The following is a 15,336-nucleotide window of genomic DNA, read 5'->3' on the forward strand; positions in this document are numbered from 1 at the left end:
CCGACATCAAGGAGAACGACATGAGATCGGATACGCAGATCGGGCCGTCCACGAGGGCCGGGCGCGAACACGAGAACGGCTTCACGCTGGTCGAGATGCTGGTCGTGATCACGATCATTGGCCTGATCATGGGACTGATCGGTCCGCGCGTTCTGAACTATCTCAGCGAATCCAAGACCAAGGCAGCGCGGATCCAGTTGCAGAGCTTTTCGGCGGCGCTCGACCTGTTCTATCTCGATGCCGGCCGCTACCCCTCGACCTCGGAAGGCCTCGGTGCGTTGGCGCAACGGCCGGCCGGACTGAGCACCTGGAACGGTCCTTATCTCAGGGGCGGGGCCGTGCCGAAAGATCCGTGGAACACGGCTTACGTCTACCGCGCACCGGGCGATCACGGCCCGTATGACATCCTGTCCTACGGTGCCGATGGCCAGGAGGGCGGCAGCGGGACGGCGGCGGACATCGTCCTGGGAACGCAGACGAGCGCGCGCAGTGAGTGACAACGGCCAGCGCGGCTTTACGCTGCTCGAGATGGTCTGTGTGCTCGCGATCGTCGCGCTGCTGGCGTCCGTCGCGCTGCCTTACCTGCCGCGGCAGACATCGCGGCCGCGGCTGCAGGCCTATGCGCTGCAGGCCGCGACACTCCTGAAGTCGGATCGTGCCTCGTCGATGCGGACCGGCACGCGCGTCGACACCGAGATCGACACGTCGCGCCGCCTGATCCGCTCCGGCAGCGGCGCGGCTGCGCTGAAGCTGCCCGACGATGTCGCGTTTCTGGCAACGTTGCCGCGCAGCTGCCAGCATCGGCCGGTGCTGGCGACGATCAGCTTCTTTCCTGACGGACTGTCCTGCGGAGGAGCGATCACATTGTCGCGCGCCGAATTGAGCCTGGAGATCAGGGTCAACTGGCTGACGGGGAGAATCGACATTGTCTCGCGCGCGCTCGCCAATGGTTGAGACCGCTGATCGCAGCGAAGCCGGCTTCACGCTGATCGAGGTGCTCGTCGCCCTCGCCATCGTCAGCGTGTCGATCATCGCCATCGGCGCCGTGGTGTCACGCAACGCGGCCAGTGTTCGCAAGCTCGAGCAGCATGTCACCCTCGTCACCGACATGAGGCTGGCGCTGGCCACATTGCTGGCCGATCGCGGCCGGCTGCAGCCGGGCAGCACCGATCAGCGCTCCGGGTCCGGCGCGGTGGTGCTGCAGGTCAGGCCGCTCGGCGGTGATTGGAATGAACCGGCCGGACAGACCGGGTGGATTCCGGAGGCGGTGACCTTGCGCGTCAAGACCGGCTCGGGCGCCATGGCCGATGTGCAGACGGTCCGCCTCGCGCGAGGAGCGCGCTGATGATCGTCCGATCCGATCGGCCGCAACAGCAGGGCTTCGCGCTGATCGAGGCGCTCGGCGCGCTCGCGATTGCCGGCATCGTCTTGTCGGCGCTGGCCGCAGTGACGTCGCAATGGCTGCCGGCGTGGAAGCGTGGCCTGGATCGCGTGCAGCGCGCGGAGATGGTGGCCGCTGCGCTGCGGCGGGTCGGCGATGATTTCGCCGCCGCGCAGTTTGTTTCGGCCAATCGCGAGCAGAAGGGACCGCTGTTCGTGGGCAACGAGGTCTCGGCGGTGTTCGTGCGCGCCGAGTTTGGTCCGAATGCGGGACATGGCCTCGATATCGTGCGCATCGGCGAGGAAGGGAGCAGGGGCGAGCGCGCTCTGCGGCGATCGCGTGCCGCGTTCGAGCCTGTGTCGGTCGGTCAGCCAGTGACCGAGCATTTCCGTTTCGGCGATCCCGTGGTGCTGTTGTCTGCGCCGTTCCGCATGTCGTTCGCCTATGCTGACAGGACGATGGCGTGGACGACGGAGTGGCGCGATGCGACCAGGCTGCCGTCCGCCGTTCGCATGACGGTGTACGACGACAGCCGCGGCGGCGCCGCGGTTCTCGTCAGCGCTGTCCGTATTCAGGTCGATGCGCCGGGCGGCGGCTTTGCCGATACGGGAACGGGCGGCACCGCGAACCAGCCGGCCGCGGCCGAGCCGCCGCAACCAAACAAGAGCGAGCCGATCGATTGATGCCGGCCCCTTCCGTCACCAGAGGTTCTGCCGACGGGCGCGGCGCGCAGGATGGCTTCATCCTCATTGCGGCGCTTTGGATGCTTGCGGCGCTGGCCGCCCTCGTCGTGGTCGTCTCGCAGCAACTGGGAAGCTCGGCGCGATTGCTGCGGCTCGAGGACGAGGCGGTCGAGGCCGATGCGCTGATCTCGGCGGCCATCGAACTCTCGGCCTATCGTCTGCTGCTGTCCAAGGACGAGGAGCGGCCGAGACAGGGCGGTTTCCGGCTGGCGCTTGCAGGCAACGACATTGCGGTCTCGTTCGTCAACGAAGCGGCGCGGATCGATCTCAACACCGCGTCGGAGGACATGCTCGAAAATCTCTTCGTCACGTTGGGCGTCGACCGGGACGTTGCCAAGGATCATGCCGAGCGGGTGGTTGCGTGGCGCTCCAAGCCGTCCAATGCAGCCAAGGCCCAGGCGGAGGAGGCGCGCTACGCGGCGGCCGGTCTCAAACGGGTGCCGCGCCTGGCGCCGTTCGCGCATGTCGGCGAGCTGTCGCTCGTCCTCGGCATTCCCGCATCGCTGATCGATCGGGTGCTTCCGTTGGTGACCGTTTTCAACGGCTCTCCCGGCATCGATCCGACGATCGCGGCGCCGGAAGTCGTTGCAGCGTTGCCGGGAATGACGCCACTGATCTTGAAGGATTTCCTCAACGCGCGGGCGTCGCTGTCACAGGATGCCGATACGCTTGTCAAGGCACTGGGCCCCGCTGCGAAGGATGCCGCCAAGGGCAGGAGCAAGGCTTACCGGCTACGCATCGTCGTCGGTCCGGCGGGCGGGCTTCGTCATGCGGCGACGGCGGTGATCGTTCCCGGCGAAGGCGAGGAGCCTTATCGGCTGCAGGCGCGGCAGGACGAGGGGCCGCAACCGAGGGGAGCGCTTCAGGCGCGGAGGATGCCATGAAGCTGACCGAAGCGATCGAGCGCGGACTGACGGTGTGGACGGCGAGCGTCGCCGCAGCGATCGAGGCCGTAGCCGATCGGCAGCTCAGACGTCCGCGGGTCCTGATCCGCTACGATCAGCCAGAAACCGTCGTCATGACGGTGCAGGCGCCGCCGAAGGCGAAACCGACGCTGGCGCCGGCAAGGGTGAATCCGGCCGCGGGCGCAGCGCTGGCCGGGCTCTCGCCGGAGTGGCTGCGAACGCTGCGCGGCGCCGCGCTGGAGATTCATCTTGCCGCCGAGAGCGTCCTGATCCGCCCCCTCGACTATCCGAAGCAGGCCGAGCCGTTTCTCGACGGCATGATCCGGACCCAGATCGGCAGGCTGACGCCGTGGAATCTCGAACAGGTCCTCTACGGTTACAGCGCCCCACGCACTGCCAACGACCGGATCGCACTAACGCTCGCGGCGACGCCGCGGGCTCTGGTCCAGCCCTTGCTCGCCTTGGCCGATCAGGTTGGCGCCGCAAAGCTCGTCATCACGACCGACGTCGGCTCAGGCTCACCCGATGCCGCCCCCATCCAGATCTTCAAGACGTCGCTGCGCTCGTCGTTCGTCGGCGGCTGCGATCTCGGGCGCGTGCTCAAGCTCGGCTGGCTGTCGGTGGCTGCGACCACGGCGATGCTGCTGATCACGACGACATTGATCGGCGGATATGTGGATGGTGAGCTCGATGACGCCCAGGCGCAGGTCGCGCGGCTTCGCGCCGCCTTGCGGCCCGCGATGGGCGCCACCGCCGCCGACGGGCTGCTCGCCAAGCGCAAGCAGACCAGCCCCGCCAGCGTCATCGTCCTCGACACGCTGTCGAAGATTCTGCCCGACGGGACGTATGTCGTCGAGATGCATATCGAGAACGATCGGCTGCAGATCTCCGGCCTGACCCAGGATGCGCCCGCGCTGATTGGGCTGATCGAGCAATCGCCGCAGTTCAGCCGCGCCACCTTCTACGCGCCGACGACGCGCACCGCCGGGGAAGCGGGCGAGCGCTTCCATATCGAGGCGCGCATCAACGCCTATTTCGGAGACCGGGCATGAACTGGTCGACATCGCTGCGCCGAATCTTTGTTAACTCGCCGGCCGCTTCTGCGATCCTCTATGCGGTGACCATCGTGGCGCTGCTCTGGCTTGGTGCTGCAGCGGTCGTCGATCTCGTCGCCAAGCGCGGTCAGCTCAACGACACCAACGCGCAGCTGGCGCAGTTTTCCGGACGCAAACGGCCGGGCGGCAGTTCGGCCGCGGGCAGCGCGACGGCTTCGGGCGGATCGATGTTCGTCGAAGGACGAACGGTCACCATCGCGGGCGCGGCGCTGGTGCAGCGCCTCACGGAGGCGATCAGCAAGGTCGGCGGCAGCGTGCTGTCGACCCAGGTCGAGCTGCCGGCGGCACGCGCCACCACCAACCTGATCAGCGTCGTGGCGAGCTGCGAGCTCGAACAGCCGGCGCTGCAGCAGCTGCTCTATGACCTCGAAGCCGGATTGCCGTTTCTCTTCGTCGATCAACTGCACGTGCAGCAGCCGCTGGCGGCTGCTGCCGGCGGCGTGGGGCGGCTGACGGTGCTGGTCACCGTGTCGGGCCAATGGCAAGGAAAGATGTGATGCGATCGTTCGTCCGCCCAGGTCTCGTCACCGTTGCGACCGTGTGCATTCTTACAGCTTCGCTCGGCCGGGCGTGCGGCGAGACGGCGGATGGTCTCGAGCCTGCTCCGCCCGTCCAGGCCGCGCCATTCGACTCCAACCGGCCGGCCGCTGCTGCCAGCGTGCAAGTCCCGGCGGGCACGAGCGCCAATCCGCTGTGGGAGGTTCCCATCAGCGCTCTCTCGGCGACGCGCGATCGTCCGATCTTCTCGGCCTCGCGCCGGCCGCCGCCGGTTGCCGCACCCGTCATGGTGATGCGCGCGCCGCCGCCTCCGCCGCCGAGAGAGCCGGAACGACCAAACCTGCAACTCGTGGGCACGGTCATCGGGGATGAGGAGAGCTTCGGCATCTTCGTCGATGCCTCGTCGCAGGCATCGCTTCGCTTGCGGGTCGGCGCCTCGCATGAGGGATGGGTGCTGCAGTCGCTGCGACCGCGCGAGGCCTCGCTGCTGAAGGCACCGGAGACAGTCACCCTGCAGATGCCGCAGCTCGGCACGACGGCAAACAGCGACGTGCAGGCGGCGCCGATGACCCCGCCCATGCCACCGGGCGGACGCGAGCGGATGGCGCGGCGCGCGCGATGAGGACATCGTCCCACGGTATTCAGAAGGTCACGATCAACTCACTGCTGCTGGCTTGCAGGACGAGCACGGCAAGCAGGCCGAGGACGAGGAACGGACCGAACGGCAGTGCCGTCTGGGCTGTCAGCCGGCGGCCCGTGACGGAGAGCGCGAGCGCCGCGGCGAGTGCCGTCGTCGTGGCAATGAGCAGCAGGATCGGCAGACTCGGCAGGCCGGCCCAGAACGTTGCCGCCATGAGAAACTTGACGTCGCCGAGGCCCAGCCCGTGGCGGCCGCGGGCCATCACGTAGAGTCGGCGCAGCAGCAACAGGGCCAAGCCGACGGCAAGGGCCGCAGCGACGGTCCATAGGGCCTCGGGCAGATCGACGAGCGTCGCGGTTCTCAGAAAGCCGCTGGCAGCGACCAGCGCATTCATCCAGTCCGGCAGCAGGCCGCTGCGCAGATCCGTCCAGATCAGGCCGGCGCAGGTCAGGAGCAGCACGAGGATGGAGAGGATGTTGATGGCGTTCGTCACGCGATGTGGGGACTAGCGGTGTCAGATCGCCTGAGCATAGGCGGCTCAGGATGCGAGCGATAGTCCCGCCATCATCAGGCCAATCGCGGCGACCCAGCCGCCGACCGCGCGCACGGCGATCCCGCGCCAGCTCGACAGCGGCTCGGTGTCGGGACGCCTGAAGCTGAGCGCGAGCGCCATCACGAGGGTGATGGTGGCGTAGCCCGCACCGGCGAGCCCGGCGGCATAGAGGAGGCGGTCGGTCTGCGGCACGAGCTCGCCGGCGTTCGCGGCGCCGCGCATCACGCCGAGCACGAATGCGATCGCGCTCAGCAATGTCACGGGAATGCGCAAGGCCGCCGCCAGCAGCAGCCCGAGCACGAGGATCGTCGCGGCATCGATCAACGGGGAAACGAGGGTGACGCCCGAACCGACAGCAAGCGCGAGCCCGGTACATAGGCCGACCGGAAACACCACGACCAGCCATCGTCCGCTCGCCGCGCCGAGCGAGCCGGCCAGCAATCCGAGCGCGACCCAGACCACGACGTCCTGCAGGGTGAGCAGCGGATGCAGGGCACCGGCGTAGAAGTCGCCGAGCCGGGCCGATACGATGTGGGCATCGGCGATCTGCGCTTGCGTCAGCAGCAGCACGGATGCGAGCAGCGCAGTCCGGCGGAACGTGCTCATGCCGCGACTCCCAGGCTGGCGACCAGGAAGTAGCCGCCGAGCGCGGCGATGGCTGCCCCGACGCCCTGGATGATCCGCTCTCCGCCCGGCCAGCGCGCGAGCGCGCCGATGGTGATGCCGCAGGCGTGGAGAAGCCCGGTCGCGACCACGAAGCCGCAGCCATAGGCCAGCGGATTCGCCGCCGTCGGAAGCTCGACGCCATGCGCGTGGCCATGAAAGATGGCGAAGATCGCAACGATGACGGCCGCAACCGCGAACGGGACACGGATGCGCAGCGCGACCGCAAGCCCGAGGACCAGCGCCGAGAGCGCGATGATGAGCTCCGGGACGGGCAGCCCGATCTTGAGGATTCCCAGGACGGCACCGAACGCCATCACCAGCGGGAAGACGACCGGCAGGATCCAGATCGCAGCGCCGCCGAGCTGCGCGCCCCAGATGCCGACTGCAACCATCGCGACCAGGTGATCCAGCCCCGTCAAGGGATGCAGCAGGCCGCTGGCCAGCCCGCCGCCGACGCCCGTCTGCTCGTGGGCAAGGCTCGGATCCGCCGACAGCAGCGAGAGCAGCGCCGCACCCAACATGGTGTGCAGGAGTTTGCGCGCGATCATGTTCGTCCCATTCGTCATCATGCGGCCGCCAGAACCCGCACCAGACGGCCCAGGAACCAGAACATCGACACTGAGCCGATCGCATAGGCCGGCAGCTCGGCGCCCCATCGCGGCAGCGCCGCGCCGAGGCGGCGATGCGCCCAGATCAGCGCCAGCACCAGCAGCACGAACAGGATCTGTCCGATCTCGACGCCGACATTGAAGAAGAGCAGCGCCGCAGGCAGGATCCGCCGCTCGAGCCCGAGCCCGGCCAGCGCGCTGGCGAAGCCGATGCCGTGCACGAGACCGAAGCTGAAGGCGACGGCCCATGGATAGCGGGCGGTCAGCCCGGTCTCGCCGCGCTGCTGTTTGACGATCTCGACGCCGACGAACACGATGCTGAGCGCGATGCACGCATTGAGCGGCCCCTCGGCAACGCCGATCCATCCGAACGCCGTTGCGGCGAGCGAGGCGCTGTGGCCGATCGTGAAGGCCGTGATCGTCTTGAGCAGGCGCCAGCCGCCCTGGACGATCCAGATCAGCCCGAGCACGAACAGCAGGTGATCGGCGCCGAGCAGGATGTGGTCGATGCCGAGATTGACATAGGTCTTCGCAAGCTCGAGCCAGGTCTCGAGCGTCGGCGCGTCGGTGCCGAGCACCGTCACGACCGGATTGGCCGCCGAGATCGTGTAGCTGCGCGTCTCTCCAGCCAGGGACGTCACACGGATGATGGCTGCCGACATGTCCTCGCCGAGATTGGCGATCGTCATCTGTCCGACGAGGCCCTTGTCGCCGCAATTGAGCTCCGGCAGGCGAAGGTAGCAATGCGGGGGCATCTTGAGATCGATGCGGTTGACGCCATCCTTCGGCAAGGTCGTCCATCGCCCGATATAGACGCCGGAGCGCATCTCGCGAAACTCGAGCACGGCGATCGTCGCCTGATGCGCAGCCGCCGGCCGCCCAGGCAGCAGCGCCGCGAGCGCGAGCACGATGGCGAGCAGGGCGCGCGCGCCGGTCACGGCTCGTACCTGATCGTGTAGTTGGCCTTGAGCCGGCTCACCGCCTCCCAGGCCCGCTTCCGCGTCTCTTCGGTGTGCCAGATCTTGGCCGCCTCGGCGCGAATGTCCTCGAGTTTCGCCGGAGCGCCCGGCGTCCGGGCGTCGAGACGAACCACGTGCCACCCGTCCTTCGACTGCAGCAAGGTCCATTCCTGGAGGGGCGCCTTGAGCAGGCCGTCGCTGAAGCCGTCGCCGAAGCCGGTGGCCAGGCTCGGTACCGGTCGGTCGAGAACCGCGCGCGTCTGATCGCGCAGCTCCTCGGATTCGCGCTGCTCGCGAATGTCGTCCAGGTAGCGCCGCGCCGTCGCTTCGTCGCTGGGTGGCGTCATGAGGAAGCTCACACGCTCGGGCTCGTCGAACCGGGCATGATTGTCGGCAAACCAGGCGCGCAACTGCTCCTCGCTCGGCTGTGGCACGCGCACCTGATCGAAGATCAGATATTGCAGCTTGAACGCGACACGGTCGCGGATCATCTCGTCGCCGCGGTCGACGCCGAGCGTCTTGCCTTCGCGATAGAGGATTTCGCTGGCGACCCAGGCCTCGACCATCTTCTGCAGCTCGGCCTCGCTCGGGGTCCGCTGCTTGTCCTCGTCGAACGTGTCGACGAAGGACTGGCGCAGTGCCTTGGTCACGGTGATGACCTTCTCGTCCTTCGCCGGCGGGTGGATGATGGCATCGGCCGCAAAGATCAGGCCACCGAGAACAAGGAAGTGCAGGAGTGGCTCCCTGCTGAGCCCGCGCAGGGCGGTCACGGATGATGATCGCGCAGGGGAAGAGCTGTTGCCATCTTGCTGATTGGAGCGTGCAGAGGCGCTCTCGAAGGTCTGCGCCGCATTCGACATGGCAGGGGCTGACATACGTTCTTTACAACTCGGACCGCGCTCGTTGCGCGGCGCGTATATGCAACGGCACACTTGCCGTTGTCACCGGGCAAACGTCGGTGTCACAAAAATTTCGCAACGACTGCGGACCGCGAATGTTCGTTGGGAAGGCACCGGCAAAAATAAATCCTTCAACAAACTGTCTCCGAGTTTTGGTTTGTTCGCGCCGCGAATGACAACGGCGCATCGGTCGCGTTGTCATCCGGTTTGGAGATCGATCGAATTCTTTAGGGGCGACGATAATGGTTCCATCTGCCAAGAAAATCCTGCTGACAGCGGCCTCGGTCTCGCTGGCTCTGTCGCAGAGCGCCGACGCTGGGGAGCGTTGGGGGGAAGCGAGCAAGAACAATCCGTATGTCGCCGGCGACATGCACAACCACAACACCTGCACCGACGGTTCGGTCGCAGCCGGCTATGCGATCGACCGCTCGGTCGGCAAGGGCACCGCGGCTGCTGGCGGCACCAATTTCGATCTCGACTGGTTCACGCTCGGCAACCACGGCGGTTCGGGCAATCGTGATTGCCGCTTCAGCGATGCGAGCGCCAACATCCCCGGCGACAACACGACGACGTATTGGAGCCAGACGCTCGGCAAGACCATCGACGGCATCACGATCACCAGCCTGAAGGGCACGCCGAACGGCACCGGCACCAACGCCAAGATGTGGCGCTGGCAGTCGATCAAGGAGATCGAGTACCCGACCATCGTCAATCGCACCGCGACCTACAACAAGGTGCTGGTCGAGGGCCTGGAGTGGATCCTGCCCGGCCACGAGCATGGCGACGTCGCCGTGATCGCCGGCCAGAACCCGCGCGGCTACGGCAATGCCGACAAGATGGCCGAGTTCGAATATCGCTTCGACCGCGGGGACACCGACGCGATCGGTCCGGTCGATGCCAGCAACAACCCGGTCTGGGCCGGCAAGGACAATGTCAACAATTCCGGCACGGCCGGCCACCAGAAGGCCGTTGCCGGCATCGCCTGGCTGCAGGCGAACCACCCGCTGCAATCCTATGTGGTGCCGACCCATACCGAGCGGCAGGGACCGTTCAACCCGAACGGCTCGGCCGGCTACAACATCGAGCACTTCCGTGACTTCAACAATGCCGGCCCGACGGTCGCGTTCGGCATCGAAGCCCCGGGTCACATGGCCGAGGGCGGCGTGAACGGCGGCTCGGGCTCCTATGGCTCAGGCGCAGTCGGCGGCGGTACCTACGGCATGCAGGGCGTCTACACCGCCAAGGTCGGCGGGCTGTGGGATGGTCTGCTCGGCGAAGGCCGCAACTTCTTCCTGTTTCAGAGCTCGGACTGGCACAGCCGCGGCGTCTATGGCGCGCGCGATCCCGGCACGACGGCGGACTTCATCCCCGGCGAGTACACCAGGCTCTACGTGCCGAACGAGCGGCGTTTCTCCCAGCAGTCCATCATCGACGGCATGCGTTCGGGCAACTCCTATTCGGTCAACGCCCACCTCATCGACTCCGACATGGAGTTCCGTGCGAAGGGTGAGTGGGACGACGACTGGAAGACGATGGGCGAGACGCTGGTCGTGCGTCCCGGCGAGAAGGTCACGCTCGAGATGGAGATGACCGTTCCGGCCTCCAACAACAGCCCGTACAGCTTCAACAATCCGCTGCTGCTGCCGGTCGGCATCAAGCAGCCGTTGAACGAGCCCTATCTCGACCACGTCGATCTGATTACCGGCGACATCACCGGTCCGATCGCGCCGGGCGCCCCGGGCTATGCGGTGGCCAATGCCAAGGGTGTCGATGGTGCGGCCATCGTCTACAACCCCTCGGCCAAGATCGCGAAGCAGATCCAGGCGACCAAGATGCAGAGCCGCAAGCTGCGCAACGGTTCGGTCCGGCTCAGCTTCAGGACCACCTTCATCGCGGGCAAGACTCCCTTCTACATCCGCGCCCGCGGCACCAACATTCCGCCGGCCACGCCGAACGTGTCCGATAGCGCCGGCAATCCGCTGCTCGACGCCAGCAACGCCACCGTCAGTTGCACGGATCCGGCATGTCCGTCGCACCTCGGCACGGTCGGCGGCGTGAAGAAGGTGACCAACGACGTGCAGGCCTGGTCGAACGTCTGGTTCTATGCGAACCCGATCTTCGTCCGTCCGTACGATGCGCCCAAGTTGCTGGTGGAGAAGAACAAGGAGCTGGCGCGAAAGCTGGCTCACGACCATCACCACTGGCACGACTGGGATCATTGGGGCCACTGGGGCCACTGGGGTCGCTGGGCCTTCAACCGCGACTGATTGATCGGCATCGATCCGGCGGGACGATACCGCCCCGTCGGATCCTGCTCGCTCCGAGCGCCGGTTTGCGAACCGGTGCTTCGTCTTTGAAACCTGTGCCCTGGGGTTCGCCGACGTGATGCCTCGCTTGTCCGCCGTGATTCTCGCCGTTCTTGCCCTCACGACCGTCGTCGCATCGGCGCATGACGAGGAGCCGACGCAGGAGGCCTGCGACGCCGCGGTGGCCGAGGCACGTGCGCAGGCGGCGACCTTGCCGGCGGACGACGTCTCGCGCTATTTCGCCGAGCGGGACATTCAGCAGGCGCTGGTCGAGGCCGGCAATGGCGAGTTCGATGATTGTGTCGAGAAGGCCGAGCGGGCCGTGCTGGAAGTGCGCGACCGGCCCCACAGCCTGAAGCCCGGCGAGCGGCTCAACATTCTTCGTGCCGACGAAATGCCGACGCGCTGACGGGCGCGCGCCGCGTCTCCACTCTCGTCATCCGGCTGTCATGCAAGTCGGCAATTTGTCGGTCCTGTTGCGGCGCGTGCAAGGCCTTGAGACATGGACCAGATCGAAGCTCTTTTCCCGATACCGTTGTTGCGTTCGCCCGGGCTCTTGAGCGCCGAGCTCAAGGACGCGGCGGTGGCAGCCATCCGCAATTCGAAGATCGAGAACAATCTGCGGTCCGGACAGCTGTTCCACACCGAGGTCGCCGATCCTCGCGCCAACAATCTGTTTCAGACCATCGCCGAACTCGCCGTGCCCAAGCTGGTCGATTTCGGCGAGCTGCTGTTCGGCGAGAAGCTGCGCTGGACGGTCAAGGAGATGTGGACGAACATGCTGGAGACCGGCGGCAACCAGACCCTGCACGCCCACGCCAACAGCTTCATCTCGGGCATCTTCTATCTGACGCCGTCGCATCCCGGCAGCCGCACCGTGTTCGTGCGGCCGCCCGGTGGCAGCGATTTCTCGTTCCGCCATCACACGCGCAGCGCCGCAGTCGGCCCGTTCAATGCCGGCAAATACGTGCTGCCCGAGGCGGAGCCGGGCGATCTCGTGCTGTTCCCGAGCTATCTCTATCACGAGGTGCCGCGCAATCAGGGCGATCAGCGCATCACGATCGCCTTCAACGCGATTCCTGATCATCTGGACTGCTGGGGCTACCGCGTCAGCTTCTCGTCCTGACGCGCTATCGTTCGAACTCGCGCGACAGCAGGTCGCGCGCGTCGCGTCGCGACGGCGCGGCGGCGTCGATCGCCCGAAGCAGGCGTTCAGCAGCCGCGCGATCCGATGCAAGCAGCGCTTTTGCCATGCTCATCAGCGGCGCATAGGCCGGCTCGAACTCGGCGCTGGCGCGAATGGAATCGAGGAGGCCGGGGGCGGCGGCTGCAATGAGCGCCGGCCCGCGCGGTTCGCCGGTCAGCGCGGCGCCGGCCTGGATGAATCGGTTGCGGGCCCGCCAATAGGCGCCGAGCCGTTCCTCCCACATTCCGCGTTTCGAGTCTTCCAGCAAATCGACCGCGTCGGTCTTTGTCTGGCTGAGGACCGTCAGCAGCAATTGCCATGGGGCCGCCGAGAGAGCGTGGACATTGCTGCGCGCGTCGAACGTGACGAACGGGAAATCGTCGGTGTTGCGCGGTCCCGGACCGGCGAAGCTCGCGAGCGCTTTGGCGCCGGCGACATACTGGCCCAGAAGATCGATCGGCTGATCGAAGCCGAGAGGTTGAATGACCGGGTGAAGCTTCCGGTCGGAGAACCGTGCGGCGACGAGCTCGGGGTCGATCGGGCTTGGGGCGCCTGATCCGATCAGAGCCAGCATCGGCGTGCGCACGCTGTAATGGTTCAGCCAGGCGGACCCTTGTGGGAAGACTGCGAGAAAGCTTCTGACGATCGCGCGCAGTGACGGCGTATCGAGCTGATAGAGCGGCAGCCACTGGCAGAACACGCCCTCGGTCGCCAGTCGCCGCTTGACGGCCGCGAAATGTTCGACCGTGTACAGCGCGCCGCTGCCATCGAGCGCCGGGTGGAACAGGTCCGCCACGATCACGTCGTAGCGTCCGTCATCGGCGATGATGAAGCGCCGGGCATCGGCAACGGAGATCGGCGGCCTTTCCTTCTCGGCCGCGGGGTTGTCGAACCAGGGCAGCAGCGCGACGACCTCGGAGGACAGCTCGACCGCGCGCACGTCGAGGCCCGGCATCTGCGCCGCGCCGAGCACGGTCGCGCCGGTGCCTACACCGAGGAAGAGGGCGCTGCGCGGCGCTGGATGCAAGAGCAGCGGCAGCATGGCCTGGCGGAAATCGGATCGCACCGAACTGGTGCCGCCCATGCGGAAGTGGCCGTTCACCTCGAGATAGCGTGCTCCTGAGGCGTCGTCGACGACGCTCGCGGTCGCCATCGGTCCCTCGCGCACGGCCAGAAGCTTGCCGCCCGGCGGGACCTTGATGAGCAGGGGGGCGGGAAGCCACAACAGCGCGAGTGCAAGTAGAGCGGGCGCCGCCGCCCAGCGCAGCGCAGCGCGTTGGGGCTGCAGCAGCAGAAGATATCCGACGGCAACGAGGACCAATGCTCTCCAAGTGCCGAAAGCGGGAATCAGCAGCTGTGCCGCGGTCAGCGGCGCAACGGCTGCGCCGAGGCTGTTGATGCCGACGGCCCAGCCGACTGATCCCCTGACGTTGCGGACATCCTGCATGAGCTGGCCGAACAAGGCGCCCATCGCCATCGCGGGTAACAGGAACAGCGTCAGCGCGAGTCCGAGCTCGCCGGCGACACCGAGGCTCGCCGCGCTGTCAGCGACGCCGCCAAGCAAGGGCGTCATGAGCGCCGTGCCGAGGCAGACGAGCGCGGTGCTGCTGATCAAGGCGGTTTTGCCGAGCGCAACCCTCGGCCCGACGCGCTGCCAGATCATGCCGCCCATCGCGGTGCCCAGCAGGTAGGCTGCCAGCAGACAGGCGAAGCTATAGACCGTGTCCTGCATCATCTGCGCGGCCAGGCGCACGACCAGCACTTCGAACGCGATGCCGAGCAGGCCGGTGACGAACAGCGTTCCTGTCAGGCGGAGGTCGGCGACAGCAGGCTCGCGATCATCGCCCGCCCGAGGGTCGACTTGCACGGCTCCGCCGAGGCGGAGCGCTGCCAACGCGCAGGCTGCGTTGACGGCTGCCAGGCAAAGCAGCGTCGTCGACAATCCAAGCGCGGGGATCAGCACGAAGGTGGACAGCAGCGTGCCAGCGACGGCGCCGGCCGTGTTCGCGCCGTAGACGCCGGCGCTGACGGGCTGCGGGCCGCGCGCCGCGGACATCATGCGTTCCAGCGCGGTCAGCGTCCCGCCCATCGCAACCGTCGCCGGCAACAGCACCAGCGTCGGCAGCAGGAAGCTCGCGCTCCATAACAAGGCGGGGGAGGGCGCCGTGCCGAGCAGCGGCGCGAGGGCGTGCGCGCACGCGGGAAGCAGCCAGATCGCACACAGCCCCCACAGGCCGATGACCGTTTCGAGAACGGCATACACCCGGTGCGGATTGGCGGCGCGGCGGATCCTGCCATCGAGGAAGAAGGCGCCCACCGCCAGTCCGGCGAAAAATCCTGCGATGGCGCCGAGCACGGCCATCATTTCCGTGCCCAGGGCGAGGGCGAGCTGACGCGTCCAGACGATCTCATAGCCCAGCCCGGCGAGGCCGGATGCAGCAATCAGCAGCCTCAGCGCCCTCAGCCGAGCCGTGCTCCGGCAGGCGACGGGACCGACGCCGAGAGACCCGACGCCTTGCTTCTCCGCGATCAGATCATTGTCGCACGGGCCTGCATGGCCTGCTTCGGTCAAGATTCGGTACCCGCAATTCCTGCGATCGGTCTTCGGATGCAGCGCGCCGTGCGGGCGCAGCTCCGAGCACTGGATCAAGCTCGGCTGCCCCGGCCGCCAAGGTCGGGATCGTTTCCTTGTGTTCGCGTTACGTGACGGTGGTTTGACAGAAGCTGCGGGAGCAGCCGTTCGGCGCAGACGGTTGTATCGCATGAGGCCCGTCAGGGAACGATGACCAGACCCATCATCGGCACCACGGAGAAGCGCCAAAGCGTTGATTTAATTATTTTATCTGAGATATCAGCCATTTAGAAGCGTACCAAAGC

Annotated in this window: 17 protein-coding genes; 11 read left to right on the plus strand and 6 right to left on the minus strand. The window is 66.8% G+C overall.

Going from position 1 to position 15,336, the window contains the following annotated elements:
• Positions 1 to 20 precede the first annotated feature (20 nt).
• Genes gspG through QX070_RS23785 form a run of 8 tightly spaced genes read left to right on the plus strand, consistent with a single transcriptional unit; the run spans position 21 to position 5,264 of the window.
• Entirely contained in the window at positions 21 to 497 is a 477-nt protein-coding gene (gspG, locus tag QX070_RS23750) for a type II secretion system major pseudopilin GspG (RefSeq protein WP_315739562.1), read from the plus strand.
• Complete coding sequence (locus QX070_RS23755) at positions 490 to 954, plus strand: prepilin-type N-terminal cleavage/methylation domain-containing protein (protein WP_315739563.1); 465 nt, start codon at positions 490 to 492, stop codon at positions 952 to 954. The genes gspG and QX070_RS23755 overlap by 8 nt, the downstream gene beginning before the upstream one ends.
• Positions 947 to 1,345 (plus strand): type II secretion system protein, encoded by a 399-nt coding sequence (locus QX070_RS23760; RefSeq protein ID WP_315739564.1) that lies wholly within the window; start codon positions 947 to 949, stop codon positions 1,343 to 1,345. Before QX070_RS23755 ends, QX070_RS23760 begins: the two co-directional genes overlap by 8 nt.
• The gene (locus QX070_RS23765; RefSeq protein WP_315739565.1) at positions 1,345 to 2,064 is read left to right on the plus strand and encodes a type II secretion system protein; all 720 of its coding nucleotides are present in this window, start codon (positions 1,345 to 1,347) and stop codon (positions 2,062 to 2,064) included. The genes QX070_RS23760 and QX070_RS23765 overlap by 1 nt, the downstream gene beginning before the upstream one ends.
• The gene (locus QX070_RS23770) at positions 2,064 to 3,008 is read left to right on the plus strand and encodes a type II secretion system protein GspK (RefSeq protein WP_315739566.1); all 945 of its coding nucleotides are present in this window, start codon (positions 2,064 to 2,066) and stop codon (positions 3,006 to 3,008) included. Before QX070_RS23765 ends, QX070_RS23770 begins: the two co-directional genes overlap by 1 nt.
• The gene (locus QX070_RS23775) at positions 3,005 to 4,081 is read left to right on the plus strand and encodes a PilN domain-containing protein (protein ID WP_315739567.1); all 1,077 of its coding nucleotides are present in this window, start codon (positions 3,005 to 3,007) and stop codon (positions 4,079 to 4,081) included. The genes QX070_RS23770 and QX070_RS23775 overlap by 4 nt, the downstream gene beginning before the upstream one ends.
• Positions 4,078 to 4,641: a type II secretion system protein GspM gene (gene gspM, locus QX070_RS23780; RefSeq protein WP_315739569.1), complete on the plus strand. Its 564-nt coding sequence runs from the start codon at positions 4,078 to 4,080 to the stop codon at positions 4,639 to 4,641. The genes QX070_RS23775 and gspM overlap by 4 nt, the downstream gene beginning before the upstream one ends.
• Positions 4,641 to 5,264 (plus strand): hypothetical protein, encoded by a 624-nt coding sequence (locus QX070_RS23785; protein WP_315739570.1) that lies wholly within the window; start codon positions 4,641 to 4,643, stop codon positions 5,262 to 5,264. Before gspM ends, QX070_RS23785 begins: the two co-directional genes overlap by 1 nt.
• A 19-nt stretch (positions 5,265 to 5,283) precedes the next feature.
• Here the strand turns inward: QX070_RS23785 and QX070_RS23790 are convergent, their stop codons facing one another.
• Genes QX070_RS23790 through QX070_RS23810 form a run of 5 tightly spaced genes read right to left on the minus strand, consistent with a single transcriptional unit; the run spans position 5,284 to position 8,928 of the window.
• A complete protein-coding gene (locus QX070_RS23790) occupies positions 5,284 to 5,775 on the minus strand; it encodes a prepilin peptidase (RefSeq protein WP_315739571.1) in 492 nt (163 codons plus the stop codon).
• Between the two features lie 45 nt (positions 5,776 to 5,820).
• Complete coding sequence (locus QX070_RS23795; RefSeq protein WP_315739572.1) at positions 5,821 to 6,441, minus strand: HupE/UreJ family protein; 621 nt, start codon at positions 6,439 to 6,441, stop codon at positions 5,821 to 5,823.
• Positions 6,438 to 7,049 carry a HupE/UreJ family protein gene (locus QX070_RS23800; protein ID WP_315739574.1) on the minus strand — a complete coding sequence of 204 codons (612 nt, stop codon included), beginning with the start codon at positions 7,047 to 7,049 and terminating at the stop codon, positions 6,438 to 6,440. Before QX070_RS23800 ends, QX070_RS23795 begins: the two co-directional genes overlap by 4 nt.
• Before the next feature lie 17 nt (positions 7,050 to 7,066).
• Positions 7,067 to 8,047: a HupE/UreJ family protein gene (locus QX070_RS23805; protein WP_315739576.1), complete on the minus strand. Its 981-nt coding sequence runs from the start codon at positions 8,045 to 8,047 to the stop codon at positions 7,067 to 7,069.
• Positions 8,044 to 8,928 (minus strand): peptidylprolyl isomerase, encoded by an 885-nt coding sequence (locus QX070_RS23810; protein ID WP_315739721.1) that lies wholly within the window; start codon positions 8,926 to 8,928, stop codon positions 8,044 to 8,046. Before QX070_RS23810 ends, QX070_RS23805 begins: the two co-directional genes overlap by 4 nt.
• A 281-nt stretch (positions 8,929 to 9,209) precedes the next feature.
• Between QX070_RS23810 and QX070_RS23815 the strand changes: the two genes are divergently transcribed.
• The 3 genes from QX070_RS23815 (at position 9,210) to QX070_RS23825 (ending at position 12,399) form a co-directional block, all read left to right on the plus strand.
• Entirely contained in the window at positions 9,210 to 11,234 is a 2,025-nt protein-coding gene (locus tag QX070_RS23815; protein WP_315739578.1) for a hypothetical protein, read from the plus strand.
• 118 nt (positions 11,235 to 11,352) lie between these two features.
• Positions 11,353 to 11,682 carry a hypothetical protein gene (locus QX070_RS23820; RefSeq protein WP_315739579.1) on the plus strand — a complete coding sequence of 110 codons (330 nt, stop codon included), beginning with the start codon at positions 11,353 to 11,355 and terminating at the stop codon, positions 11,680 to 11,682.
• 93 nt (positions 11,683 to 11,775) lie between these two features.
• Positions 11,776 to 12,399 (plus strand): 2OG-Fe(II) oxygenase family protein, encoded by a 624-nt coding sequence (locus tag QX070_RS23825; protein ID WP_315739580.1) that lies wholly within the window; start codon positions 11,776 to 11,778, stop codon positions 12,397 to 12,399.
• Between the two features lie 4 nt (positions 12,400 to 12,403).
• Here the strand turns inward: QX070_RS23825 and QX070_RS23830 are convergent, their stop codons facing one another.
• Positions 12,404 to 14,821 (minus strand): spermidine synthase, encoded by a 2,418-nt coding sequence (locus QX070_RS23830; RefSeq protein ID WP_315739581.1) that lies wholly within the window; start codon positions 14,819 to 14,821, stop codon positions 12,404 to 12,406.
• Between the last annotated feature and the right edge of the window lie 515 nt (positions 14,822 to 15,336).

The organism is Bradyrhizobium sp. SZCCHNR1093, assembly GCF_032381175.1.
GTDB lineage: Bacteria > Pseudomonadota > Alphaproteobacteria > Rhizobiales > Xanthobacteraceae > Bradyrhizobium.

What these genes read in the sequence shown, in the direction of transcription:
- gspG (WP_315739562.1), top strand. Translation starts at nt 21, where the DNA reads ATGAGATCGGATACGCAGATCGGGCCGTCCACGAGGGCCGGGCGCGAA.
- QX070_RS23760 (WP_315739564.1), top strand. Translation starts at nt 947, where the DNA reads ATGGTTGAGACCGCTGATCGCAGCGAAGCCGGCTTCACGCTGATCGAG.
- QX070_RS23765 (WP_315739565.1), top strand. Translation starts at nt 1,345, where the DNA reads ATGATCGTCCGATCCGATCGGCCGCAACAGCAGGGCTTCGCGCTGATC.
- QX070_RS23770 (WP_315739566.1), top strand. Translation starts at nt 2,064, where the DNA reads ATGCCGGCCCCTTCCGTCACCAGAGGTTCTGCCGACGGGCGCGGCGCG.
- QX070_RS23775 (WP_315739567.1), top strand. Translation starts at nt 3,005, where the DNA reads ATGAAGCTGACCGAAGCGATCGAGCGCGGACTGACGGTGTGGACGGCG.
- gspM (WP_315739569.1), top strand. Translation starts at nt 4,078, where the DNA reads ATGAACTGGTCGACATCGCTGCGCCGAATCTTTGTTAACTCGCCGGCC.
- QX070_RS23785 (WP_315739570.1), top strand. Translation starts at nt 4,641, where the DNA reads ATGCGATCGTTCGTCCGCCCAGGTCTCGTCACCGTTGCGACCGTGTGC.
- QX070_RS23795 (WP_315739572.1), bottom strand. Translation starts at nt 6,441, where the DNA reads ATGAGCACGTTCCGCCGGACTGCGCTGCTCGCATCCGTGCTGCTGCTG.
- QX070_RS23800 (WP_315739574.1), bottom strand. Translation starts at nt 7,049, where the DNA reads ATGATCGCGCGCAAACTCCTGCACACCATGTTGGGTGCGGCGCTGCTC.
- QX070_RS23810 (WP_315739721.1), bottom strand. Translation starts at nt 8,928, where the DNA reads ATGTCGAATGCGGCGCAGACCTTCGAGAGCGCCTCTGCACGCTCCAAT.
- QX070_RS23815 (WP_315739578.1), top strand. Translation starts at nt 9,210, where the DNA reads ATGGTTCCATCTGCCAAGAAAATCCTGCTGACAGCGGCCTCGGTCTCG.
- QX070_RS23820 (WP_315739579.1), top strand. Translation starts at nt 11,353, where the DNA reads ATGCCTCGCTTGTCCGCCGTGATTCTCGCCGTTCTTGCCCTCACGACC.
- QX070_RS23825 (WP_315739580.1), top strand. Translation starts at nt 11,776, where the DNA reads ATGGACCAGATCGAAGCTCTTTTCCCGATACCGTTGTTGCGTTCGCCC.
- QX070_RS23830 (WP_315739581.1), bottom strand. Translation starts at nt 14,821, where the DNA reads ATGGCCGTGCTCGGCGCCATCGCAGGATTTTTCGCCGGACTGGCGGTG.